The sequence below is a fragment of the Shimia sp. R9_2 genome, from assembly GCF_017743735.1.
Lineage (GTDB): Bacteria > Pseudomonadota > Alphaproteobacteria > Rhodobacterales > Rhodobacteraceae > Shimia.
Genome location: NZ_JAGHRO010000003.1, coordinates 86,675 through 108,210 on the forward strand (window position 1 = coordinate 86,675; position 21,536 = coordinate 108,210).

The 21,536-nt window shown below is 60.0% G+C and carries 20 protein-coding genes; 9 read left to right on the forward strand and 11 right to left on the reverse strand.

What is annotated here, in order from left to right; all coding sequences use genetic code 11:
• Nucleotides 1–10 precede the first annotated feature (10 nt).
• Both pdhA and J7400_RS09080 read right to left on the reverse strand, forming a co-directional pair.
• Entirely contained in the window at nucleotides 11–1,000 is a 990-nt protein-coding gene (pdhA, locus tag J7400_RS09075; protein ID WP_209062264.1) for a pyruvate dehydrogenase (acetyl-transferring) E1 component subunit alpha, read from the reverse strand.
• 220 nt (nucleotides 1,001–1,220) lie between these two features.
• On the reverse strand, nucleotides 1,221–1,523 hold the full coding sequence (locus J7400_RS09080) for a septum formation initiator family protein (RefSeq protein ID WP_209062270.1): 303 nt from the start codon (nucleotides 1,521–1,523) through the stop codon (nucleotides 1,221–1,223).
• A gap of 79 nt (nucleotides 1,524–1,602) precedes the next feature.
• Here J7400_RS09080 and J7400_RS09085 point away from each other — a divergent pair, with 79 nt between their 5' ends.
• The gene (locus J7400_RS09085; RefSeq protein ID WP_209062272.1) at nucleotides 1,603–1,956 is read left to right on the forward strand and encodes a hypothetical protein; all 354 of its coding nucleotides are present in this window, start codon (nucleotides 1,603–1,605) and stop codon (nucleotides 1,954–1,956) included.
• Between the two features lie 107 nt (nucleotides 1,957–2,063).
• Here J7400_RS09085 and J7400_RS09090 read toward each other — a convergent pair whose 3' ends face one another.
• Together J7400_RS09090 and J7400_RS09095 are read right to left on the reverse strand one after the other, a co-directional pair.
• A complete protein-coding gene (locus J7400_RS09090) occupies nucleotides 2,064–2,957 on the reverse strand; it encodes a fructose bisphosphate aldolase (RefSeq protein ID WP_209062273.1) in 894 nt (297 codons plus the stop codon).
• A 180-nt stretch (nucleotides 2,958–3,137) separates the two neighbouring features.
• Nucleotides 3,138–4,328, reverse strand: coding sequence for a phosphoglycerate kinase (locus J7400_RS09095; RefSeq protein WP_209062276.1), 1,191 nt, complete (start codon nucleotides 4,326–4,328; stop codon nucleotides 3,138–3,140).
• 128 nt (nucleotides 4,329–4,456) lie between these two features.
• Here J7400_RS09095 and J7400_RS09100 point away from each other — a divergent pair, with 128 nt between their 5' ends.
• Entirely contained in the window at nucleotides 4,457–4,969 is a 513-nt protein-coding gene (locus J7400_RS09100) for a peptidylprolyl isomerase (RefSeq protein ID WP_209062278.1), read from the forward strand.
• Nucleotides 4,956–5,519, forward strand: a complete 564-nt coding sequence (locus tag J7400_RS09105) for a peptidylprolyl isomerase (RefSeq protein ID WP_209062280.1) — start codon at nucleotides 4,956–4,958, stop codon at nucleotides 5,517–5,519. Before J7400_RS09100 ends, J7400_RS09105 begins: the two co-directional genes overlap by 14 nt.
• 122 nt (nucleotides 5,520–5,641) lie before the next feature.
• On the opposite strand, the gene J7400_RS09110 is transcribed toward J7400_RS09105, so the two are convergent.
• From J7400_RS09110 to J7400_RS09135, 6 genes are all read right to left on the reverse strand, one after another.
• Complete coding sequence (locus tag J7400_RS09110; RefSeq protein WP_348540171.1) at nucleotides 5,642–6,790, reverse strand: 50S ribosomal protein L11 methyltransferase; 1,149 nt, start codon at nucleotides 6,788–6,790, stop codon at nucleotides 5,642–5,644.
• A 235-nt stretch (nucleotides 6,791–7,025) separates the two neighbouring features.
• Nucleotides 7,026–7,715 (reverse strand): aquaporin Z, encoded by a 690-nt coding sequence (gene aqpZ / locus J7400_RS09115; protein ID WP_209062284.1) that lies wholly within the window; start codon nucleotides 7,713–7,715, stop codon nucleotides 7,026–7,028.
• Nucleotides 7,716–7,885: 170 nt separating this feature from the next.
• On the reverse strand, nucleotides 7,886–8,401 hold the full coding sequence (locus J7400_RS09120; RefSeq protein WP_209062286.1) for a polymer-forming cytoskeletal protein: 516 nt from the start codon (nucleotides 8,399–8,401) through the stop codon (nucleotides 7,886–7,888).
• A complete protein-coding gene (locus J7400_RS09125) occupies nucleotides 8,391–9,704 on the reverse strand; it encodes a M23 family metallopeptidase (RefSeq protein WP_209062288.1) in 1,314 nt (437 codons plus the stop codon). The genes J7400_RS09120 and J7400_RS09125 overlap by 11 nt, the downstream gene beginning before the upstream one ends.
• 249 nt (nucleotides 9,705–9,953) lie before the next feature.
• Complete coding sequence (locus tag J7400_RS09130) at nucleotides 9,954–10,784, reverse strand: ferritin-like domain-containing protein (RefSeq protein ID WP_209062290.1); 831 nt, start codon at nucleotides 10,782–10,784, stop codon at nucleotides 9,954–9,956.
• The gene (locus J7400_RS09135; RefSeq protein WP_209062292.1) at nucleotides 10,784–11,245 is read right to left on the reverse strand and encodes a peroxiredoxin; all 462 of its coding nucleotides are present in this window, start codon (nucleotides 11,243–11,245) and stop codon (nucleotides 10,784–10,786) included. The genes J7400_RS09130 and J7400_RS09135 overlap by 1 nt, the downstream gene beginning before the upstream one ends.
• A gap of 167 nt (nucleotides 11,246–11,412) precedes the next feature.
• On the opposite strand from J7400_RS09135, the gene J7400_RS21400 reads away from it, so the two are divergent.
• The 4 genes from J7400_RS21400 (at nucleotide 11,413) to J7400_RS09155 (ending at nucleotide 18,226) form a co-directional block, all read left to right on the forward strand.
• Nucleotides 11,413–14,889 (forward strand): AsmA-like C-terminal region-containing protein, encoded by a 3,477-nt coding sequence (locus tag J7400_RS21400; RefSeq protein ID WP_209062294.1) that lies wholly within the window; start codon nucleotides 11,413–11,415, stop codon nucleotides 14,887–14,889.
• Nucleotides 14,890–14,933: 44 nt separating this feature from the next.
• On the forward strand, nucleotides 14,934–15,980 hold the full coding sequence (queA, locus tag J7400_RS09145; RefSeq protein ID WP_209062296.1) for a tRNA preQ1(34) S-adenosylmethionine ribosyltransferase-isomerase QueA: 1,047 nt from the start codon (nucleotides 14,934–14,936) through the stop codon (nucleotides 15,978–15,980).
• Between the two features lie 253 nt (nucleotides 15,981–16,233).
• Nucleotides 16,234–17,499 carry an MFS transporter gene (locus J7400_RS09150; protein ID WP_209062298.1) on the forward strand — a complete coding sequence of 422 codons (1,266 nt, stop codon included), beginning with the start codon at nucleotides 16,234–16,236 and terminating at the stop codon, nucleotides 17,497–17,499.
• Between the two features lie 151 nt (nucleotides 17,500–17,650).
• Entirely contained in the window at nucleotides 17,651–18,226 is a 576-nt protein-coding gene (locus J7400_RS09155) for a DUF924 family protein (protein WP_209062299.1), read from the forward strand.
• A 13-nt stretch (nucleotides 18,227–18,239) separates the two neighbouring features.
• Here the strand turns inward: J7400_RS09155 and J7400_RS09160 are convergent, their stop codons facing one another.
• Nucleotides 18,240–18,695, reverse strand: a complete 456-nt coding sequence (locus J7400_RS09160) for a hypothetical protein (protein WP_209062301.1) — start codon at nucleotides 18,693–18,695, stop codon at nucleotides 18,240–18,242.
• Nucleotides 18,696–18,878: 183 nt separating this feature from the next.
• Here J7400_RS09160 and lpdA point away from each other — a divergent pair, with 183 nt between their 5' ends.
• Together lpdA and J7400_RS09170 are read left to right on the forward strand one after the other, a co-directional pair.
• Nucleotides 18,879–20,273 carry a dihydrolipoyl dehydrogenase gene (gene lpdA, locus J7400_RS09165; RefSeq protein ID WP_209062303.1) on the forward strand — a complete coding sequence of 465 codons (1,395 nt, stop codon included), beginning with the start codon at nucleotides 18,879–18,881 and terminating at the stop codon, nucleotides 20,271–20,273.
• A 65-nt stretch (nucleotides 20,274–20,338) separates the two neighbouring features.
• Nucleotides 20,339–21,511: an MFS transporter gene (locus tag J7400_RS09170; protein WP_209062305.1), complete on the forward strand. Its 1,173-nt coding sequence runs from the start codon at nucleotides 20,339–20,341 to the stop codon at nucleotides 21,509–21,511.
• The last annotated feature ends 25 nt before the right edge of the window (nucleotides 21,512–21,536 follow it).

A 21,536-nucleotide genomic window follows, 5' to 3' on the forward strand; every position in this document is an offset into this window, starting at 1 on the left:
CGTCCGGGGCTTAGGCGTAAATGTCTGTCCAGAGCTCGGCCTCATCAGGCAGCGGGCTCTCTTTGGCAAAATCAGCGGAGGCGTTGACGATGGCTTTGATCTCTTTGTCGATCGCTTTCAGATCATCCTCACTGGCGTGGTTGCCGGTCAGCAGCATTTGACGCACGTTTTCAATGGGATCACGCTCCTCGCGCATCTTCTGCACCTCTTCGCGGGTGCGGTATTTGGCGGGGTCAGACATGGAGTGACCGCGATAGCGGTAGGTCTTCACCTCAAGGATGTAAGGTCCTTTGCCGGAGCGGCAGTGTTTGATAGCGCGTTCGCCCGCGTCTTTCACCGCAAGCACATCCATGCCGTCGACCATTTCCCCTGGAATGCCAAAGGCTTCGCCGCGTTTGTAAATGTCGTGCGATGAGGTGGAACGCGCCTGAGCGGTGCCCATGGCGTATTGGTTGTTTTCGATCACAAAGACCACGGGCAGATCCCAGAGAGCGGCCATGTTGAAGGTCTCATAGACCTGACCCTGGTTGGCGGCGCCGTCCCCGAAGTAGGTGAAGGTCACGCGGCCGTTGTCTTTGTATTTGTCCGCAAAAGCGAGGCCTGCGCCAAGCGGCACCTGAGCGCCGACGATGCCATGGCCGCCGTAGAAGTGTTTTTCCTTGGAAAACATATGCATGGAGCCGCCTTTACCTTTGGAATAGCCGCCCTCACGCCCGGTGAGTTCGGCCATCACGCCATTGGCGTCCATGCCACAGGCCAGCATGTGGCCGTGATCGCGGTAGGAGGTGATGCGTTTGTCGCCTTCCTCTGTGGCGGCTTCCAGCCCCACCACAACGGCTTCCTGTCCGATGTAGAGGTGGCAGAATCCGCCAATCAAACCCATGCCGTAAAGCTGACCGGCTTTCTCTTCAAAGCGCCGGATCAGAAGCATGTCGCGATAATATTGTGTGAGCTCTTCACCCGAGACGTTGGGCTTTTTCGCCGCACGTTTCGCCGCCATCGTGGTTCCTCCCAAGTGCTAAATGGTTTAACTTTAAACCATACTTGGGAAAATGGTAGCGGAAGCCCGAAGCGGTGGCGAGCGAAAAAAGCGTTTGGTTTTCAGGAAGCTGTGGAGCGGGGCCGGGAGACGTATTCTTGAGCAGCGGAGTGCTGGTCTAAGTTGTTGAAACCAGAGAGGTTTGCCTAAGCTTTTTAAACTCTTCCTGTAGGCGCAGCGGTCAGCGGATCACCACTTCGTCGGCTCGGATCATGCCCAGCACGTCACGCACCTGTTGGTCCAGCAGGTCCAGATCCAGATAGCTGTCTGACAGGCGGCGGGTGAGGTTTTCCATATAAGCAACATCTGCCTGAGCGAGGGCAAGCTCGGCCTCAAGCTGTTGCTTCTCCGCGAGGATTTCGACACGGCGGAACAAGCCGTAGTCGCCCTGCACGGCGGCAAAGGTAAAGTAGATCGCCAGCGCAAACGCCAAACCAAAAAACACAACAGCACCAAGAGCTGGGCGGGGGGATGTACCTGTCATTTTTGCCTCTAATGCGCCTTTTGCGGCGTCTTTGGACTAATGTAGCTTAGGTGATTCTTGCTGTGAAACTCTTAAGACAATGTCGGAAAAAATTGCCGCAAGGCGTTGTTTTTATACCTCTGTGGGCGGGATGACAACGTTTGGCAGCATAAAACATCAGGGGTTAATATCGGCCAAACGCGGCGCACGTTACTCAAATTTAGTTAAAAAACAGTATATTAAGGCGCAGCTGATTTTGCACCTCAAAAATGTCGAAGATTTTTTTACTATGAAACGGGGGACGTTAATTTTTGGCGGATTTTGCGGAATCGGCGAAAATTCGATGTTCGGTATCACGTCGGTATCCCTACGGTATCGCGTAGGTGCGATTTTTCGGCGGTTTGTGGCGGCGCTGATCGTGGACACAACGGGCGTTGCGCAAAGGGTCTCTTAGGGCGCTGAGAGTGCGCTGCACCCCGCAGAATTGCGGCTGGGAAGAGGCGGCATGAAAAAAGGCGCCCCAATGAGGAGCGCCTTGGATGTTTGATAGGCCTGCGGCCCTTAGCCTGCGATGGAGGCCTGATAGATGGTCTCGATAGAGTCCGCGATGGTGCCGTTGAACTCTTCTTCGGTCTGCTGGGCAGAGAGGCCCTCGGTCAGGGCGCGGGAGAAGCTTGCGATCATGCCGGTGTTCTCAGAAAGGCGTGCGTTGGCTTCTTTGCGGCTGTAGCCACCGGAGAGCGCAACCACTTTCATCACGCGCGGGTGGTCCACCAAGGTTTTGTACTGGTTGGCCGTGTTGGGCAGGGTGAGCTTCAGCATGACCTGCTTGTCCTCTGGCAGGGCGTCGAGCTCTGCTGTCAACGCGCCAAGCAGAATGTCTTCGGCTTCGGATTTGTCAGCGATGGAGATGGTCACCTCTGGCTCGATGATCGGCACGAGGCCGTGGCCGAGGATCTGTTTGCCCACTTCGAACTGCTGGGACACAACCGCCTTGATGCCGGCCTCATTGGCGGCAGAGATCACGGAGCGCATCTTGGTGCCAAACACGCCTTTGGCGGCCGCACGCTCACAAAGCGCGTCAAGCTCTGGCATCGGCTTCATCACCTGACAGCCGTTTTCCTCATCCGCGAGGCCTTTGTCGACTTTCAGGAAAGGCACGACGCCGCGCTGCTCCCAGAGGAAGGTCGGGGAGGGCTGGCCGTCGATGTCGCGGTCCATGGTCATTTCAAAGAGGATCGCGCCGACCACTTTGTCGCCGGTGAAGGCTGGGGCCTGCGCAATACGGGAGCGCATGGCGTGGATCATGTCGAACATTTCCGCGTCCGAGCTGTAGGCGGTTTCTTCAACGCCATAGAGGCGGAGCGCCTTGGGTGTGGAGCCACCGGATTGGTCCAGCGCGGCGATAAAACCGTTTCCGGCGGAAATCTTTTCGGCTTGTGCTTGATTAGACATTGGTGTCCCCGGTCAAAATCTGTTGAGAATAAAGGGTTATGTCCCCATTACCCCCGCTATAGGCGAGCGGGGTCGGGACTTCAATTATGGTGGCGCTATCGAGGTTTAATTTGAGGCTCGATTTAAATCAGCGCCAGCCATGAGAGGCGATTGTGCCCAAGCTGCCTAACTGCGCAGCGTTTACTGGTTCAGGGCCGCCACGCCGGGCAGCTCTTTGCCTTCCATCCATTCAAGGAACGCGCCGCCTGCGGTGGAGATGTAGCTGAAGTTTGCCGCTGCGCCGGAGGCGTTCAGGGCCGCCACGGTGTCGCCGCCGCCAGCCACAGAGACCAGCGCGCTAGATTTGGTGAGCGCGGCGGCTTTGATCGCGGCCGCATCGGTGGCGGCATTGAAAGGCTCGATCTCAAAGGCGCCCATGGGGCCGTTCCAGATCAGGGTTTTGGAGGCTTCAAACACCTCAGCCACGGCGGCCACGGTGGCCGGACCCGCATCCAGGATCATAGCATCCGCCGGGCAAGCATCAGAGGCGACAGTTTCATTGGCGGCATTGGCGGCAAATTTGCGCGCGACCACAACGTCGGTGGGCAGCACGATGTTACAGCCAGCCTCTTTGGCTTTGGCGAGTATCTCGGACGCGGTGTCGGTCATGTCGTGTTCGGCCAGAGATTTGCCAACGTCGATGCCTTGGGCTGCCAAGAAAGTGTTGGCCATGCCGCCGCCGATCACGAGGTGATCCACCTTGGCCACAAGGTTGCCGAGCAGCTCCAGTTTGGTGGAGACTTTTGCGCCGCCGACAACGGCGGTCACAGGGCGCACAGGTGTGGCCAGCGCGCCTTCAAGCGCGGAGAGCTCTGCCTGCATCAGACGGCCCGCGCAGGCGGGGAGAGCGTGGGCGAGGCCACAGGTGGAGCTGTGGGCGCGGTGGGCGGCGGAGAACGCATCGTTGCAGAAGACATCGCCAAGGGCGGCCATCTGCGCGGTCAGCTCGGCGTCGTTCTTGGTTTCACCTGCGTGGTAGCGGGTGTTTTCCAAAAGCAGAACCTGACCTTCAGGCAGCGCCTCAACGGCGGCCTCAGCGGCGGCACCAACGCAATCGGCGGCAAAGAGCACAGAGGTGCCAAAGGCTGCTTCAAGTGCGGGCACCAGTTGCTGCAGGCTCATCTCCGGCACGCGCTCGCCTTTGGGGCGGCCAAAATGCGCCAAAAGGATCGGCTTGCCACCGGCGGCCAGAATGTCGCGCACGGTTGGCACAATGCGGTCGATGCGGGTGGTGTCGGTCACAATCCCGTCAGCCACAGGCACATTGATGTCCACCCGGGTCAGCACCCGTTTGCCGTTCAGATCCATTTGACCGAGGGTTTTCCACGCCATGATCGAAATCTCCAAAGAAATTATGTTGTGGTCTACCTAGCGTACTGGCGGGCTGGGTCAACGATCACTTGGCATTCGCGGCGCAGATGATTAACTAGCGCCCAAGAATTCAGATGAGGAGCGCCCCAATGGCCGAGATCAAAGACCCCGAGAACACCATCCTGATGGAACTGAAAGACGGCACTGTTGTGATTGAGCTGCTGCCGGATGTGGCACCGGGGCACAGCGAGCGCATGAAAGAGCTGGCGCGTTCCGGTCAGTATGACAATGTGGCGTTCCACCGTGTGATTGACGGCTTCATGGCGCAGACTGGCGATGTGGCCAACGGCAACATGGAAAAAGACTTCAACATCCGCATGGCGGGCACCGGTGGTTCTGATCTGCCAAACCTGAAGGCGGAATTCTCCAAGCTGCCACATGACCGTGGCACATTGGGTGCGGCGCGCAGCCAGATGCCAGACAGCGCGAACAGCCAGTTCTTCATCAACTTCTCCGACAACCACTTCCTGAACGGTCAGTACACCGTTTATGGCCGTGTGATTGAGGGCATGGAGCATGTGGACGCGATTGTTCGCGGTGAGCCACCTGCCAGCCCGGACCGCATGATCAGCGTGAAGGTGGCTGCTGATGTCGACGCTTAAGCTTGCAGCCGCTTTTGCCGTGCTGGCCAGCCCTGCGCTGGCCTCCGGCATTGAGATCGAGGTCGCAGGCGAAGGGGCCAATGGCACCATCGTGATCGACCTGTTTGAGGATGTGGCACCGCAGCACGCGGCGCGCATTGCCGATTTGGCCGCCAAAGGTGAATACGACAATGTGGCGTTTCACCGGGTGATCCAGGGCTTCATGGCGCAGACCGGCGACGTGCAGTTCGGCGATGTCTCTTCCGAAGATTACGACGCACGCTACTCGGGCCGTGGTGGCTCCGATCAGCAGGATCTGCCTGCGGAGTTTTCCGACCTGAGCTTTGAGCGTGGTGTGGTTGGCATGGCGCGCAGCCAGAGCCCAAACAGCGCAAACAGCCAGTTCTTCATCATGTTTGACGAAGGCACGTTCCTCAATGGTCAGTACACCGTTGTGGGCAAAGTGACCGAAGGCATGGATGTGGTTGACGCAATCAAGCGCGGCCACCGTCAGAGCGGTGCCATCACCGGCGCGCCGGATGTGATGAAAAAGGTCACCGTGACAGAGTGATCTGGGACCGAGTGATCTGAGAATAGATCTGCGACGGGGCTATCCCTCGCAGGTTCAGACATGACAACGCCGACCGCAGAGTGCTCTGTGGTCGGCGTTTTTTTGTCGGGCCTGCAGCGGGCTCAGTGCGCGGTGACGGCGCGCATCTCGAGCTGTGGTTGCCAAGCGGTTTGGATGATCGGCTTGTCGCTGTTGTTGACGATAACATGGGGTTGCTCGTGCACGGAGATACTGAGCTTGGTGGCATCGTGCTGGGCGGTGATGGTCAGGCGAGCACCCTTGTGGGCGGGCACGGCGCGGTCCAGAAGGTAGGCGGTGCGGCCCCAGTGGCCGTCTGTATCATCGTCGGTTCCAAGCCCGTTGCTCACAGAGATGCCCGGTGCGAGCACCATTTCAAAGCTGAGGCAGACCGCGTGGATTGTGCCGCTGCCCGCGCTGGTGAGCTCGGTGGTTACACGGTCGGGATCAATGCTCGGGTTGGCAAAATCAAAATGGAAGAGATCGGTGGTGGGGCCAAGGGGGCGCAGGCCGCAGGCGGTGAAGTCATTGGGAGTGACCTGCGCGACGGAGGCAAAATGGTGGAAGGCGCTGAGGTCAAAGCCTTCGGCCTCCTGCGGACGCCAGAGGTTGACGAGTTTCTCGCTTTCCACCAACTGCGCGCGGACAGTGCCGCTTTCGGGGATGGCGCGGGCGCCGGGTTTGGCGAGGGTGGCCATGGCATGGGCCAGTGTGGCCAATGCGCCTTCGCCCAGAAGGTTGCTGTCCACAATCTCAGACAGCACCACATCGGCGCGTTCCGGCATGTCTTCGCCAATGACGATGTTGTGGGACCATTTGGAGATCACGGTGATCTTGTGGCTGAGACCATTGGCGGCAATCACACGTTTGGCGGCCTCGGCGATCATGGGCTGCTGTTCGCAGGCGTAGACATGTTCGGCGCCAGCGCGCGCTGCCAGCATGGCGGTGAGGCCCGCGCCGGAGCCGATGTCGAGCACGATGTCGCCGGGTTTCACCTTGGCGGCAATAGCTTCGGCGTAAGCGGCGTTGCGGGTTTTGTCGGCCATCATGGGGAAATGCCAGCGCGGGACAAACATCTGGTGCAGCTGTTCGCGCAGAAGCTGGGCCTCGTGGTGGTGCGGATCAATCTCAAGCGCTTCAGACAGAAGCTTGGAAGCGGTAAGGCCGCCATCGCCCAGCGGGGCGTTTTGGGCACGGGCCACAAGCGCGTCGGCCTGTTCTTTGGCTGTGTTCGGGGCGTGGAAGGGGGGCACATTCTGTGCGGTCGGGGCGGGCTGATTTTCCAGCAATTTTAGGATCCCTGATTTTCGTCAAAACTAAATCAAGGCTTAGAGATACGTGGTTAAGGAGAGGTGAAGTGAGGCAGGGCAAAAGACGCGCCAAAGCCCCACTCACAGAGATGTGTCTTAGGAGATGAAATTTATCTCACAGCAGGTAGGGGCAGGGCGCGGGCCGGTGCGGCGGCGCACGCCACTATTTCACGTTTCGTCAGTCATCCGTGCTGGCGAGTTTCCAGAGCACAGCGCCAATTGCGGCCCCTACAAGCGGGGCCACCCAGAAGAGCCAGAGCTGGGCAAGGGCAGGGCCGTCTGCAAAGAGCGCAACGCCGGTGGAGCGGGCCGGATTGACGGAGGTGTTGGTCACCGGGATGGAGATTAGGTGGATCAGGGTCAGGGCCAAGCCAATTGCAATCGGGCCAAAACCGATGGGCGCGCCGTGGGATGTGGCCCCCAGGATGATAAAGAGGAAGGCCGCTGTCATCACAATCTCGGTGATCAGCGCGGAGATCATGGAATAGCCTTGCGGAGAGGCCTCGCCATAGCCGTTGGAGGCAAAACCACCTGCGCCTGCAAAATCCGGTGCGCCGGAGACAATCAGATAGAGCACGAGGGCGGCGGCGATGGCACCAACCACCTGTGCGATCCAGTAGGGGATCAGGTCTTTGCCCTCAAAGCGGCCCGCAATCATCAGGCCCAAGCTGACCGCCGGATTGAAATGCCCGCCGGAGATATGGCCCACCGCATAGGCCATGGTCAGAACGGTGAGGCCGAAGGCCAGGCTGACACCGAGCCAGCCGATGCCCACATCCGCGACGCCAGCGGCGAGGACCGCGCTGCCGCAGCCGCCGAGAACAAGCCAAAAGGTGCCAATAAATTCTGCAAATAATTTGTTGAACATAACGTACCTCATAAATCACATGGGCGAGATGGTAGGAGGCGTGGGCGTTCAAAGGAAGCCTTTTGTCAGAGGCACTTGGGGCGTGAAGTTGGAGCAGCGGCACCCGGCGCAAAGAAAAACCGCCGCAGCCCGGAGGCGACGGCGGTAGATGTTTCCCAATGGGAAGATCTTTACTTGGCGCCTTTGGCGACCGGTGCGGCAGCAGGGGCTGCTGCGGCGACCGGAGCGGCTTTGCCGCCGGTCAGCGGGTCTTCCTGACGCTGCACGGAACCTTCGAAATGCGCGCCGCTTTCGATGGCGATGGTTTTGTGGATGATGTCGCCTTCCACACGAGCGGTAGAGGTGAGGCGGACTTTCAGACCGCGCACGCGGCCCACGATGCGGCCGTTGATCACCACGTCATCAGCAATCACTTCGCCTTTGATGGTGGCGGTTTCGCCAACGGTCAGCAGATGGGCGCGGATGTCGCCTTCAACGGTGCCTTCGACCTGAATGTCACCGGTGGTTTTCAGATTGCCGGAGATGTGCAGATCAGAGGACAGCACAGAGGCTGGCGGCTTTGCCTTTGGTGCGGATTTGAAATCGCTCGCTTTGGCAGGGGCCGCAGGAATAGCGGATTCGGCAGCGGGGGAGGCCGGAGTGTCAGATTTCGGTGCGGGGTCGTTGATTTTGCTTTTAGAAAACATCTCTTCCAGCCTTGATAAATGTCATCGGGTTCACAGCACGGCCATTGACGCGCACCTCATAGTGTAGATGCGTGCCGGTCGAGCGTCCAGAGTTGCCCATATCACCAATGCGGTCTCCGCGCGAGATTCTTTGACCAACTTTTACGCGGATTTTCGCCAGATGCGCATAACGTGTCTCAATTCCGTGCTCGTGCCTGATTTTTACCAGACGGCCGTAGCCGGATTGCCAGCCCGCATGCACCACCACGCCATCAGCGGTGGAATGGATCGGGGTGCCGTAGCGGGCGGCGAAATCGGTGCCTTTGTGCATCCGGCCCCAGCGCATGCCAAAGCCTGAAGTGTAGCGGAAGGCGGACTTCACAGGGTTGGCAAAAGGCACGGTTTCGGCGGCGATGCGGTACATATTGAGCTGGTCAAGCTGTTCCAGCAGGCGGTTGGCGCGCAGGGTTTCGGCGGTCAGCTCGCCACCTTTGGAGGAAAAGCTGAGGGGCAGCAACGGGCCACCCTGACCGCTATAGCCGCGACGGACCTCATCCATCAGGCTTTTGGGGTCAAGCCCTGCGGCGGTGAACATCTTATTCAGAGGCTCAACAGAAACGGTCATGGCGTCTTCGAGCTGGCGGAAGATCTGGTCGTTCTTCTCTTCCATCAGAAGCAGCTCGCGCTCCATTTCATCTGCGGCTTCAGAGGCGGCGCGGGCGTCGGCCACCAGTTGGTCACGCTCCGCGGCGGTTTCGGTCAGCGCGGTGGCGAGCACGTCCAGCATGTCGTTGCCCAGCGGTGAGGTGCCGATGAGCGCGGTCTGGGTTTCGGCTTCGGCCTGATCGCGGGCCACCACTTCGTCGCGCGCGGCCTCCCGTTCCTGCATGGTGCGGCGCAGGGTGGCCTGAATGACTTCGATGCCGGTTTCCAGCTCGCGGCGGCGGATTTCGGACTCAAGCAGTTGCGACTGCATCATGGAGACCTGCTCCAGCGCGGTGTTAAAACGCGCCTGTGCCGAGAGCGCCTCATCGGTGCGCGCGTCACGTTCTGCGGAGAGATCATTGAGCCGCTGCTCATAGGTCATCTGATCGCGCTTGGCCTGCTCACGGAAATTGCCGGAGCCGATGCTGTCCATTAGCAGAATCGCGGTGGCGATGATGGTCCAGGCGACAATGGCGGAGGAGCCAAGAAAGGCGATCAGCTGGGTGCTGGGCCGCAGACGGATGAAGCGGGTGTCGTTGTCTGATCTGAGGAAAAGACGTCGTTCCGGAAAAAAGCGTTCAAGCACCGAATGCAATCGGATCGCGAGGCGTGTTCTCACGTTAGTACCCTTCGTATTGTCCCATCCCCGAACGCCTCACCCCCGAGACATTCATGTTCTGACATCTGTTAACCGATATCTTGCGGCAAAGTCTTAACGGCGCGATGGGGGCGCGGCAAGGATTTTGACCTTCTGGTACAGGGCACGGCGCATATGCGCGTATTGATCGGCGAATTGTCGCCGAGATCGGCGATGGCGCGTCCAAGCGTCGCGCCATTAACCATGTTTTCGAAGAGGTTAGCAGATGTGCTAGCGGGCGTAGGCCGGTGGCTCTTCGTCGGCGAGGGGCCAGTAGAAATCCGGTGGCAGACCGGCGTCGGCGCGTTTTTCCTCGTTAAACGGCGGCTTGAGGGCGCCGTGGAAATAGCGCTGCACGAGGGTGTGAAACTGCTCTTTGGGGTCAAGCGCGTGGCGGCCGCAGAGGAAGTTGAACCATTTGGAGCCATAGGCCACATGGCCGACCTCTTCGGCATAGATGATGCGCAGGGCTTCCAGCGTTTGCTCGTCTTTGGCGTTCTCAAAGATCTTGATCATGCCTGGCGTCACATCCAGCCCGCGCGCCTCAAGCACCATGGGCACAACCGCGAGGCGGCCCAGAAGATCATCGGCGGTGTCCTCGGCGGCGCGCCACATGCCCGCGTGGGCGGGGAGCGCCCCATAGAAGCTGTCTTTGGCTTCAAGGCTGTCGCACACCAGATTGAAATGATTGGATTCTTCGGCGGCAGACTTCACCCAGTCGTCATAAAACCCAAGCGGCATTTCGGTGTCGGTGAAGCGCGCGATGATGTCCCAATGCAGGTCCACCGCATTGAGCTCGATATGGGCGACGGCATGCAGCATGGCAATGCGGCCCTGTGGGCTGCCGGGGCGGCGGCGCGGCACGTCACGCGGATCGAGAAGCGCGGGTTCTGCCGGGCGGGCCGGTTGCATCGGCGGCGTGGCCTTGCCAATGGGCAAAGGCGCACCGGCCTCACGGGAGGCAAACCAGGTGGCGGCATGTTGTTTGGAAAGGGCCGTTTTGGCACGGCCGTCGGCGGTGGTGAGCACCTCCACCGCCATGTCTGCAAGAGATTGCACCATCAGAGCGCCTTCACCGCCTCAAGCACCTCTTCGGCGTGGCCGGGCACTTTGACCTTGGGCCATGTGCGCGAGATCTTGCCGGTGCTGTCAATCAGAACGGTGCTGCGGACAATGCCCATGAAGGTTTTGCCGTACATCTTTTTCTCGGCCCAGACGCCAAAATCCTCGCAAACAGAGCCGTTTTCATCGCTCAAAAGAGGCACGGTAAGCTCTTGTTTGGCAACAAACTTATCGTGACTTGCCATGCTGTCCTTGGAGATGCCAAATACTTTCACGCCTGCGGCTTCAAACTCTGCCAGCAGGCCGGAGAAAGCGACGGCTTCCTTGGTGCAGCCTGAGGTGTTGTCACGGGGGTAGAAAAACAGCACAACCGGCGCAGGGCGCAAGGCAGAGAGAGTGACCTCTGCACCGCCTGTGGACGGCAAGGTGAAATCGGGGGCCATCTCATTGACATCAATCATGGTCACACTCCTTGTTTTGGGCCACCAGGGGGCATGTCTGCCGGGGTTGGGTCAAACAGCGCCAGGCGTTATAGTTTGTTGATACAGGCTTCCGAATATCAGAACAAACAGAGGCATCAACCCTGACAAAGATCAGTCTGGATACTTCCCCGGAAGGGGACGCGCCTGTGCAGGCCGATGAGGACGGAGACGCCGCTCACCACGATGAGACCGCACTGGAGGCGGAGACATCGGAGGATGCGGCGCGCGGACAGGATGCGGATGCGCCGGAAGGGGCTGTGCCTGATACTGTGGCGGAAGAGGGCGCGGTGAGCGAACCGGCGACCTCAGCCGCCTCGGCGGAAGCTGATGAGGATGAGGGCGAAGATGAGGGTGAGCCAAAGGGCCGTGTGCGCCGGTTTGGCATACTCGCGCTGTTGAGCCTTGCGGTGCCTGCGCTGTTGATCGCGGCGGCAGGGGTGGTGCTTTTGAGCAGCGGGCCGATCATTGCGCCGGAATGGCTGCGCAGCAAGATTGAGACCGAGCTGAGCCGCCAGCTGGCCTCGATTGATGTGCGGATCGAGGATGTGGCGCTGGAGTTTGAGCAGGACTGGGATCCGAGTATCTTGATGCGCGGGGTGCAGGTTCTGCCGGAGACCGGCGGCGGCGCGGTGAATGTGGAGCGGATCAATGTGCGCCTTGCCTTTGCGCCGCTGATGGACCGGCAGGTCTCGTTCCGCGATGTGCGTGTGTCGGGCGTGACCCTCACCGGTGTGCGGCAGATGGATGGCCGCCTGCGGATTGTCTTGGGGCAGGTTGCCGGGCAGGGCGCGTTGCAGACCGATACGGATGTGTTCACCTTCGGCGAGCAGATCGAAGAGTTTCTGGAATTGCCGACGCTGGCGCATCTGGATGCCTTTGTGATCGAGGATGTCACGCTGCGGCTTGAGGATCTGCGCGCGCGCAAGGCGTGGACCGTGGATGGCGGGCATGTCACCCTGCGCCGTGAGGGCGAGACGGTCGAACTGTCATCGCAGATGACGGTGCTGGGCGGGCGCAGCTATGCCAGCACAATCGAGGCCTCGCTGACCACGCGCTATGGCACTCTGGCCACGGATTTCGGGCTGAACTTTCAGGATATTCCGAGTGAGGATTTTGCCTCTCAGGCGGCGGCGCTGCGCTGGTTGCAGATTCTGCGGGCGCCGATTTCGGGCGCGCTGAGGGCGAGCCTTGATGAGCAGGGCAACCTTGGGGACGTCAACGCCACGCTGCAGCTCGACGAAGGGGTCTTGCAGCCCGGTGGCGAGGTGCGGCCGGTGCCGTTTGAGAGCATGCGCAGCTATCTGACTTATGAGCCTGCGCGCAGTGCAATCCGCTTTGATGAGCTGTCATTGGCCAGCGATCTGGTGCGGGTCTCCGCCTTTGGAGAGGCGTTTTTGCGCGGCCCTGAGGGCAGCGTGCCGGATGAGTTTTTGGTGCAGCTGACGTTGAACGAGTTCCGCGCCAACCCGCGCAATCTGGACGATGATCCGATCGCGCTGGAGCGCAGTTTTGCGGATTTCCGTTTGAAGCTCGATCCGTTTGAGCTGGATCTGGGGCAACTGGTGGTGCGTCAGTCGGGCAATCAGGTGGTGCTGGACGGGCGTTTGGGCGTGGACGGGCCGCATTGGGATTATGCGCTGAATGCCAAGATGGATGAGGTGCAGGCCACCAATGTGCTGTCGGTCTGGCCCAAGAGTCTGGAGCCAAAGCCGCGCAAATGGGTGGCGGAGAACATCCGGCAGGCGCGGATCAAGAATGTGGATCTGGCGGTGCGGTCGCGCGGGGCGGAGCCACCTGATCTGTACGTCGGCTTCCAGTTTGAGGACGCGGTGGTGCGGGCGGTGAAAACCATGCCGCCGATTGAGGGCGGCGTGGGCTTTGGCATTGTCAAAGACAACAAATTTCAGGTCGCTGTGGAAGAAGGCTATGTGGAAGCCGATCAGGGTGGCCGGATTGATGTGACAGGATCAAGCTTCACCGTGCTCGATATGCGGCTGAAGCCCTCTCCGGGGCGGGCGGATGTGAAGGCGGAAGGGCCGATCACCGCGGTGCTGTCGCTTTTGGATCGCGAGCCGCTGAAGCTCTTCACAAAGGCCAAGCTGCCGGTGGATTTTGCCCCCGGGCGCGCGGTGCTGACCGGGCATGCGGAAATGCTCTTGAAGGACAAGCTGCCACCTGAGGAGGTGCATTACGACATTTCCGGCGATTTGTTGGATGTGACCAGCACGCATTTCATTCCTGACAAGGAGATGAAGGGCAATTTCACGGTGCATGCGACGCCAGAGCGGGTGGATGTGCAGGGAACGGGCACTCTGGCGGATATCCCTGTCACCGCGCATTGGCATATGTTTGGCGGCAAGGAGAACGAAGGGCGCAGTTGGCTGACGGGGACGGCGGAGCTGAGCGAAGCGGCGCTGGAGGCATTTGAGGTTGGGCTGCCCAAGGGCACCGTCTCTGAGGTGGGGACGCTGAATTATGACATGGAGATCATCCGCGATGTGCCGCCCAAGCTGACGTTGACGTCTGATCTGGTGGGCGTGCGCATGTCGGTGCCGCCCATCGGCTGGCGCAAAGCGGCGAAGACGCCCGGCAGCCTGGCCATCGAGATGACAATAAAAGAGCCGCCGACCATCGACAGCGTGCGGTTTGAAGCGCCGGGGTTGGCGGCGGAAGGCGATATCACCATTGCCCCAAGCGGCGGGCTGGGGGTGGCCACATTGGACAAGCTGACCGTTGGGCGCTGGTTGAGCGGTACGGGGCGGCTGCGCGGACGCGGCACAGCGCCCCCTGCGCTTGAGTTGACCAGCGGACGTCTGGACATGCGCAATATGCCCGACACTGGCGGCAGCGGCGCAGGTGGTGCGGCAGGGGCTGCCAATGCCAGCGGCCCGATCACTGCACGGCTTGATGAGGTGGTGGTGACCGATGGCATCCGGCTGGCGCCGATGTCAGCTGAGTTGAGCACGCAGGGAGGGCTGTCCGGGCGGTTCTCCGGCAATTTCAACGGCGGTCCTGCAGTGAGCGGGCTGCTGGCGCCACATGCCAACGGCACGCAGGTACAGGTGAAATCCAGTCATGGCGGGCAGATTGCAGCCTCGATGGGGGTGATCAAAGCGGCCAAGAACGGCGATATGACTCTGGATCTGATCCCGCGCGGGGCCAAGGGCGAATATGACGGCCGTCTGAGCATCAAATCGGTGCGGGTGCAGCAGGTGCCGGCGATTGCGGCGCTGTTGAATGCGATCAGCGTGGTGGGGCTGATTGATCAATTGAATGGGCCGGGGCTGTTTTTCTCCGATGTGTTTGCCAAATTCCGCATCACCCCTGCGCAGTTGATTGTGGGGGAAAGCAGTGCGGTTGGCCCCTCTATCGGTCTCTCGGCCAATGGCACCTACAGTTTCGCGCAGCAATGGTTTGATATGCAGGGCACGATTTCGCCAATTTACGCGGTGAATGTGGTGGGGCGGCCTTTTGCGCGGCGCGGCGAGGGGTTGATCGGGTTCAACTACCGGATGCGGGGTCCGGCCTCCGATACATCCATTTCGGTCAATCCACTCTCGGCCTTGACGCCGGGCTTCTTTAGAGAGATTTTCCGCCGTCCGCCTCCGGACCTGAGCAACTGACTCGCCAGCCCCTCCAACTGACACAGCATACGGCGCAAACCCTGATGCAGCTTTCTGATTTTGACTTCGACCTCCCGGAGGCTTTGATTGCCACACGCCCTGCGGAACCGCGCAGTTCGGCGCGGCTGTTGGTGGCCAAGGGTGATGAGATCATCGACGGGGTGGTGACTGACCTGCTGGACTGGCTGCAGCCCGGTGACCGGCTGGTGTTAAACGACACCAAGGTTATTCCGGCGCGCCTGTCAGGCTATCGTGTGCGCAGCGGGCCTGAGGGCGAGACCCAGGCGCGCATGGAGGTGACGCTTCTGGAGCCGCGCGCCGGTGGCGCTTGGGCTGCGCTGATCAAGCCGCTGAAGAAAATCCGTGAGGGTGAAGAGATCATCTTTGCTGCTGGTCTGAAGGGGCGGCTGCTGTCCAAGGAAGACGGGCAGGGCGTGGTGCAGTTTGATCTGCAGGGCGATGATTTTGACGCCGCTTTGGAAGCGGCGGGCAATATGCCGTTGCCGCCCTATATCGCCGCCAAACGCGCGGCAGATGACAAAGACAAGACGGACTATCAGACCGTTTGGGCAAAGCACTCCGGTGCGGTGGCCGCGCCGACGGCCTCGTTGCATTTTGACGAGGCGCTTTTGGCGGCGCTGAAGGCGCGCGGTGTGAGTTTCACCCATGTGACATTGCATGTGGGGGCGGGGACGTTTCTGCCGGTGAAGGTCGAGAACGTCAAAGAGCATAAGATGCATGCCGAATGGGGTCGTGTGACCGAGGCGGCGGCAGCAGAGATTGCCGCCACCAAAGCCGCTGGCGGGCGGGTGATCCCGGTGGGCACCACCGCGCTGCGTTTGATTGAAAGTGCGGCGGCGGGCGGAGAGATTGCGCCGTGGGAAGGCAACACGGATATTTTCATCTATCCGGGGTTTGAGTTTCATGTGGCGGATGCGTTGATGACCAATTTCCATCTGCCCAAATCGACCCTGATGATGCTGGTCAGTGCGCTGCTGGGCCAAGACCGGATCCGCAATGTCTATGACCATGCGGTGAAAGAGGGCTATCGGTTCTTCTCTTACGGGGATGCGTCGCTGTTGCTCCCCTAAAGGGGCCGGCATTGCGCGGATGGTGTAGGGGCCAGCTCCCACACGCAGGTTTGAATGGGGGCCAGCCCCCATACCCCCGGGATATTTCGGGAATGAGAAAACGGCTCTGGTGGCAGGGCGGGCGCAGGCGATAGTGGTGCTGCGCTGATAAATAATTCAGGCTGCGTGCAAAACGACATCTGTTTGTCGTGATTGACAGCGATAGGATGCACACGGCATTTGCAAATGGATGCAAAGGTGAGAAGGTCTCAGAATGGTTGAGTTTTTTAAAGGCGCCTGGGCGTTGCTTCTGGGGATGTTGCTCTTGATGGTGGGCAACGGCATGCACGGCACGCTGCTGGGTATTCGCGGCGAGAGTGCGGGATTCTCCACCTTTGAGATGTCGATGGTGATGTCGGCCTATTTTGTCGGCTTTCTGGGCGGCAGCCGGATGACCCCGGAGATGATCCGGCGGGTGGGGCATGTGCGGGTCTTTGCGGCGCTTGGCTCGATGATCTCGGCGGTATTGATTCTGTTCCCGACGCTGGAGCATCCGATTGCCTGGATTTTGGGTCGTGTGATCATGGGGTTCTGTTTCTCCGGCGTGTATGTGACCGCGGAAAGCTGGCTCAACAACGCCGCGAGCAATGAGACGCGGGGCAAGGCGCTGTCGCTTTATATGATGGTGCAGATGGTTGGGATTGTGACTGCGCAGGGGCTGATGACCGTGCCGGATGCCACAGGCTTTTTGCTGTTTGTGATCCCCTCGGTGCTGGTTTCGATTTCCTTTGCGCCGATTTTGCTGTCGATTTCGCCGACACCGGCGTTTGAGACCACCAAGCCGATGAGCCTGAAAGAGCTGTTTCACAACTCCCCGCTTGGGGTGGTGGGCATGTTCCTGCTGGGCGGGGTGTTCTCTGCGCAGTTTGGCATGTCGGCGGTATTTGCGACCCGTGCCGGGCTGACCCTGACGGAGCTCAGTGTGTTTATTGCGGCCTTTTATGTGGGGGCGACGATCTTCCAATATCCGCTGGGCTGGCTGAGTGACCGGATGGACCGCCGCCGCCTGATTATGATTGTCTCTGTGATTGGCGCAGCCGGGGGCGCGATCGGTTTTGTGGCGGGTGACAATTACTATCTGCTGTTGATCGCGGCGCTGGTGATTGGCGGGTTTTCCAACCCGCTCTATTCCATGCTGATCGCCCACGCCAATGACTTCCTTGACTATGAGGACATGGCAGCGGCCTCCGGTGGCTTGGTGTTTGTGAATGGGGTTGGTGCGATTGCCGGTCCGATGATCACCGGTACGGCGATGGATCTGGTGGGGCCAAGCGGCTTCTTCATCTATCTGGTGTTCCTGCTTGCCGCCCTTGCGGTTTACGCGCTTTATCGCACCACGCGCCGTCCGGCGGCGGCTGTGGAAGACACCGCCAGCTTCACGGCGGTGATGCCGCATGCCTCGCCGCTGGTTGTTGAGGTGGCACAGGAAGTGGCCATTGAGACCGCTATGGAAGAAGAGCAGGAGGCGGCTGCCGGATAAGGCGAGCGTGGCATTGGGGCACCTGTGTTGCCCCAATCGCGCCCTGTGTCGCACCGTTGCAATTTGTGACTGTTCAGCCCTCAAAGTTTGTGTGTAACGTTTTTATTACGAAGCTCCTTGGGGGGGGAGCAATTTGAGAAGGAGTGGGGGCATGGTTCGTCCCGAAGAAGTTCTTTCGTTCTGGCTTGATGAGGTTGGTCCGAAGGGGTGGTATGAGGTCTCTGATGTGTTGGATGAGACCATTCGTAATAGGTTCATGAGCACATGGGAAAAGGCGCGTGATGGCGGGTTGGGTCAATGGCTGACCTATGCCAGCGGTACCTTGGCCTATCTGATTGTCACAGATCAGTTCCCGCGCAATATGTTCCGGGGCAGCGGCACCGCTTTTGCCACGGACCGGAAGGCGCTCTGTGCGGCGAAATCGGCGTTGCACAAGAAGTGGGATCAGAGGATTGACGGCCCGGCGCGGCAGTTTTTCTTTCTGCCGCTGATGCACTCGGAAAACCTGTGTGATCAGGAGCAATGTGTGCGGATGTTTGTGGACCGTATGAAAGATTGCGAGAGCAACCTTTTGCATGCACAGGCCCATCGCGAAGTGATCCGCCAGTTTGGCCGGTTCCCTTATCGCAATGCGGCGCTGGCGCGGCCCTCAACAGAGCTGGAAACCGCTTATGTTGAAAAAGGCGGCTATGGCCACACCGTGCGGCTTTTGCAGGCCGCACAGTAAGCCACAGCAGGCCTTATGAGCCTTCGTTGATCGGCGCGCTGTCGGTTTGCGGCAGGTGGCAGGCGGCAAGCTTGCCCAAGCCCGCACTTGCCCGCGCCGACAACTGCTCGACACCTGCGCTCATCAGACGGTCTGGCGTGTCCGCCAGCGTGCGCAGGTTGCTGTTGATGTCCTCCAATTGGGATTGCAGGGCGTTGGCGCGAGCCTGGAGCGCGGCGGAGCCCGGCAGGTTTTGCGCGGCGCCTTGCTCAGACAGAGCGGCGAGATCGCTGCGCAATCCGCTAACCTCTGCTTGCAGGTTTGCGACCCGCTCCTGCATCGGTTTCACAATCTGCAGATTTTGCGCAAAGCTTTCGACCACACGTTCGGCGGTGCCTGACAGCTGCCAGAGCAGAAACAGGCACAGTGCCACAAGTATGAGTGTGGCGTTGAGCAGGGCAAGCAGCAGGTCTTTTATGGTTTTTTTCATGGGAGCGCTCCGGAGATTGCGGGGGATTGCGGGACTATCTGTTGCGCGCAATGTGCGCCGAAAGTGACGCGATCTCTAGCGGAAATTTGCCCGTCATGCGCGCGGGCGGCTTTGTTGAAGCGGGGTGAGAATCCCAGTAGGCTCCGATCTTGAAGCAAGACTTGGCAGGCGAGGAGCAGCACCATGGCAGAGAAGACCTTTGATATGATCGTCATTGGTGCGGGGCCGGGCGGCTATGTTGCCGCGATCCGAGGCGCGCAGCTGGGGCTGAAGGTTGCCATTGTGGAGCGCGAACACATGGGCGGGATTTGCCTGAACTGGGGCTGTATCCCGACCAAAGCGATGCTGCGCTCAGCAGAAGTGTTCCACCTGATGGAACGGGCGGCGGATTTTGGCCTGAAGGCGGAGGGCATCGGCTATGACATCGACGCGGTGGTCAAACGCTCACGCGGGGTGGCCAAACAGCTGAGCAGCGGCGTGGCCTTCCTGATGAAGAAGAACAAGGTTGAGGTCTTTATGGGCGAGGCGACGCTGCCCGCCAAAGGCAAGGTCGCCGTGAAAAGTGACAAGGGCGTTGAGGCGCTGAGCGCGAAGAACATCGTGCTGGCCACCGGCGCGCGGGCGCGGGAACTGCCGGGGCTTGAGGGCGATGGCAAGCGGGTCTGGACCTACAAGGACGCGCTGGTACCGCCGCATATGCCCAAGAAACTGCTGGTGATTGGCTCCGGTGCGATTGGCATCGAGTTTGCCAGTTTTTACAACACGCTGGGGGCGGAAACCACGGTAGTGGAGGTGATGGACCGCGTGTTGCCGGTTGAAGATGCGGAGATAAGTGCTTTTGCCAAAAAGCAATTTGTCAAACAGGGCATGAAGATCCTTGAGAAATCCATGGTCAAGAAACTGGACCGTGCCAAGGACAAAGTGACCGCGCATATCGAGACTGGCGGCAAACTCACGACGCAGGAATTTGACACGGTGATCTCGGCTGTGGGGATTGTCGGCAATGTGGAGAACCTCGGTCTGGAAGCGCTTGGGGTTAAAGTTGACCGGACCCATGTGGTGACTGATCAATATTGTGCCACCGGTGTGGAAGGGCTTTATGCGATTGGCGATATCGCGGGGGCGCCCTGGCTGGCACACAAGGCGAGCCATGAAGGCGTGATGGTGGCGGAGCTGATTGCGGGTGGGAAACCGCATCCGGTGAAACCGGAAAGCATCGCGGGCTGTACATATTGTCATCCGCAGGTGGCGAGTGTGGGCTATACCGAGGCCAAGGCCAAAGAGCTTGGCTATGACGTGAAGGTCGGGCGTTTCCCCTTCATCGGCAACGGCAAGGCGATTGCGTTGGGTGAGCCTGAGGGCATGGTGAAGACGGTGTTTGACGCCAAAACCGGCGAGCTTTTGGGTGCCCATATGGTGGGCGCGGAAGTGACCGAGCTGATCCAAGGCTATGTGGTCGGGCGGCAGCTTGAGACCACGGAGGCGGAGCTGATGGAGACCGTCTTCCCGCATCCGACGCTGAGTGAGATGATGCATGAAAGCGTACTCGATGCCTATGATCGCGTGATCCACATCTGATTGAAAGAAAAAGAGAGTTTGGGGTGCGCCTCCGCTCTGGCGGAGGCGTTTCAAGGAGTGTTTGGGTGAGCAGAACACAATGGTATTGGCCGGTTGTGGTGATCTGGCTCGCAGGCATTGGCGCGGCGGGGCAGTTTGCCAAGATCAGCGTGACCTTTGATCAGATTGGTTTGCTCTATCCCGAAGCGGGGGCCAGTTTGGGCTTTGCGCTGTCGATCCTTGGCACGGCGGGGATTTTGCTGGGGGTGGTCTCTGGCGTTCTGGCGAGCCGCATCGGTATTCGCCGGACGTTGATTGGCGGGCTGGCGCTGAGCGCGGTGGTGTCTTTGGTGCAGGCCTTGGGTTTGTCGTTTGATGCCTTCCTTGTGAGCCGCGTGGTCGAAGGGTTGGCGCATCTGGCCATTGTGGTGGCGGCACCGGCGTTGATTGCGCGTGTTGCGCCGGAGGAAAAGCGCGCCTTTTCGCTGACGTTGTGGGGCACGTTTTTTGGCGTGGCCTTTGCGCTGTTTGCCTGGGCCGGGCGGCCCTTGGTGGCGAGTTACGGCGTGCAGGCGATGTTTTTGGCCCATGCGATCTGGATGGCGGGGAGCGTGGTGGCGGTGAGCCTGTTCAAACCGCCAGAGGATGCGCCAAGCGCGCCGGGCGGGCTGAGCGTTGGGGGGCTGCTAAAGCGGCATTGGGAAATTTACCGCTCGCCGTTTCTGAACGCGGCTGCGGTGGGCTGGCTGTTTTACACCTTCTGTTTTGTGAGCCTGCTGACCCTGATCCCGCCCTTTATTGCGCCGGAGTGGCGGACCTTCACCGTGGGGGCGATGCCGTTTATGAGTATGGTGTCTTCGATGACGCTGGGCGTGTGGCTGCTGCGCTATCTGTCTGTGTTGCAGGTGATTGTCTGCGGCTTTCTGGCCTCTGCGGGGGCAGCGGCCATGTTGCTGATCCTGCCCGGCGCGCCCTTGGTGTGTTTGATCTTTGCTGGGGCGCTTGGCCTCATACAGGGGGCGAGCTTTGCGCTGGTGCCTGTATTGAACGAGACTGCCGCTGACCGGGCGGATGCCAATGGGGTGTTTGCGCAGGCGGGCAATCTGGGCAACACGATTGGCACGCCGGTCCTTCTGGGTGTTCTGGCGGTTTCGGGCTATTGCGGGATGATCGTGGTGATCCTTGCGGCGCTTTTGGCGGGGGCGTTTGCACATCTGGGATTGGCGCGTGCCCGTGCGCGAAAAAGCGTCATCCGGTGAGGGGTTCAAAACGTAATCATCCCTG

Excerpts from the sequence above, each read along its gene's own strand:
- pdhA (WP_209062264.1), bottom strand. The coding sequence starts at position 1,000 with ATGGCGGCGAAACGTGCGGCGAAAAAGCCCAACGTCTCGGGTGAAGAG.
- J7400_RS09080 (WP_209062270.1), bottom strand. The coding sequence starts at position 1,523 with ATGACAGGTACATCCCCCCGCCCAGCTCTTGGTGCTGTTGTGTTTTTT.
- J7400_RS09085 (WP_209062272.1), top strand. The coding sequence starts at position 1,603 with ATGTCGGAAAAAATTGCCGCAAGGCGTTGTTTTTATACCTCTGTGGGC.
- J7400_RS09090 (WP_209062273.1), bottom strand. The coding sequence starts at position 2,957 with ATGTCTAATCAAGCACAAGCCGAAAAGATTTCCGCCGGAAACGGTTTT.
- J7400_RS09095 (WP_209062276.1), bottom strand. The coding sequence starts at position 4,328 with ATGGCGTGGAAAACCCTCGGTCAAATGGATCTGAACGGCAAACGGGTG.
- J7400_RS09100 (WP_209062278.1), top strand. The coding sequence starts at position 4,457 with ATGGCCGAGATCAAAGACCCCGAGAACACCATCCTGATGGAACTGAAA.
- J7400_RS09105 (WP_209062280.1), top strand. The coding sequence starts at position 4,956 with ATGTCGACGCTTAAGCTTGCAGCCGCTTTTGCCGTGCTGGCCAGCCCT.
- aqpZ (WP_209062284.1), bottom strand. The coding sequence starts at position 7,715 with ATGTTCAACAAATTATTTGCAGAATTTATTGGCACCTTTTGGCTTGTT.
- J7400_RS09120 (WP_209062286.1), bottom strand. The coding sequence starts at position 8,401 with ATGTTTTCTAAAAGCAAAATCAACGACCCCGCACCGAAATCTGACACT.
- J7400_RS09130 (WP_209062290.1), bottom strand. The coding sequence starts at position 10,784 with ATGGTGCAATCTCTTGCAGACATGGCGGTGGAGGTGCTCACCACCGCC.
- J7400_RS09135 (WP_209062292.1), bottom strand. The coding sequence starts at position 11,245 with ATGATTGATGTCAATGAGATGGCCCCCGATTTCACCTTGCCGTCCACA.
- queA (WP_209062296.1), top strand. The coding sequence starts at position 14,934 with ATGCAGCTTTCTGATTTTGACTTCGACCTCCCGGAGGCTTTGATTGCC.
- J7400_RS09150 (WP_209062298.1), top strand. The coding sequence starts at position 16,234 with ATGGTTGAGTTTTTTAAAGGCGCCTGGGCGTTGCTTCTGGGGATGTTG.
- J7400_RS09155 (WP_209062299.1), top strand. The coding sequence starts at position 17,651 with ATGGTTCGTCCCGAAGAAGTTCTTTCGTTCTGGCTTGATGAGGTTGGT.
- J7400_RS09160 (WP_209062301.1), bottom strand. The coding sequence starts at position 18,695 with ATGAAAAAAACCATAAAAGACCTGCTGCTTGCCCTGCTCAACGCCACA.
- lpdA (WP_209062303.1), top strand. The coding sequence starts at position 18,879 with ATGGCAGAGAAGACCTTTGATATGATCGTCATTGGTGCGGGGCCGGGC.